The organism is Streptomyces himastatinicus ATCC 53653, from assembly GCF_000158915.1.
Classification (GTDB): Bacteria; Actinomycetota; Actinomycetes; order Streptomycetales; family Streptomycetaceae; genus Streptomyces; species Streptomyces himastatinicus.
In genome coordinates, this window is record NZ_GG657754.1 from 1,176,549 (window position 1) to 1,177,723 (window position 1,175).

Annotated in this window: 1 protein-coding gene and 1 pseudogene; one reads left to right on the plus strand and one right to left on the minus strand. The window is 76.3% G+C overall.

The genetic code is table 11. From position 1 onward, the window contains the following. A pseudogene (locus SSOG_RS04330) lies at positions 1–252 on the plus strand (MFS transporter); the annotation flags it as partial. A gap of 23 nt (positions 253–275) precedes the next feature. Here the strand turns inward: SSOG_RS04330 and SSOG_RS04335 are convergent. Then, positions 276–1,133, minus strand: a complete 858-nt coding sequence (locus SSOG_RS04335; protein ID WP_039936537.1) for a spermidine synthase — start codon at positions 1,131–1,133, stop codon at positions 276–278. Positions 1,134–1,175: the final 42 nt, after the last annotated feature.

Here is a 1,175-nt window from a genome sequence, read left to right on the forward strand (position 1 = left end):
CTGTCCCGGGTGGCGGCGTACGACTGGCTGGGCTCCATCGCCCTGGTCCCGGTCGCCACCGCCCTCGCGGGCCCGGCCGAGAGCGCCTTCGGGCGGACCGCCGCGCTGTGGGGCTGCTCGGCGCTGATCCTGCTGCTGACCCTGGCGGTGCTGTGCGTACCGGACGTACGGCGGCTGCGGCGCCGCGAACCGAAGCCGGTCGCCGAGGGCAAGCCCGCCACCGAGCTGACGGCGGCGCAGGAAAAGCGCTGAGGGCCGCGTTACGTGCCGTACCGTCAGCCGACGCTGAACGCGCCGCCCGGCGGCTCCGGCGACGGCACCGCGTCCTCGTCCCGCACCGGCACCGCGTCGCCGATGAACCGCTCCAGCGCCGCCCCGTACTCCACCCGCGCCGGGAACGCGTCGGCCGCGGTACGCCGCGCCAGCGCCCCGACCGGCAGCTCGCCCTGCGAGGCCACCAGCACCGCGTTCCCGAACCGGCGGCCGCGCAGCACCGCGGGCTCCGCGATCAGGCACAGCTCCACGAACACGCTGCGGAACGTGGCCAGTTGGGAGCGGAGGAAGGTGAACGGAGCGCTGTCGGCGAGGTTCGCCGCGTAAACGCCCCCGGGGCGCAGCACCCGGGCCGCGGCGCGCGCGTACGCGACGGAGGTGAGATGCGCGGGCACCCGCGACCCGCCGAACACATCGGCCACGATGACATCGGCGGACGCGTCGGGCGCGGCCTCCAGCGCGGCGCGGGCGTCCGCCTGCCGCACCGTGATGCCCGCGCCGCCCGGCGGCAGCGGCAGCTGCTCGGCGACCAGCTCCAGCAGTCCGCCGTCGGCCTCGATCACCTGCTGCCGGGAGCCGGGCCGGGTGGCGGCCAGATAGCGGGGCAGGGTCAGCGCCCCGCCGCCCAGATGCAGGGCGTCGAGGGGCGCGCCGGGCTCTCCGGGCCCGCCGGTCGTGTCGAGGACGTGGGCGAGCCTGCGCGCGTACTCGAACTCCAGGTGGCCGGGGTCGTCCAGGTCGACGTACGACTGTGGTGCGCCGTCCACGGTGAGCAGCCAGGCGCGCGGCCGGTCCAGGTCGGGCATCAGCTTGGCGGTGCCGTGGTCCACGGTCCTGGTCACGGGTATCGGCTCGTTCACCGTCCCATTGTGCCGTCCCGGGCGGGCCCCGGCTCCCGCTCG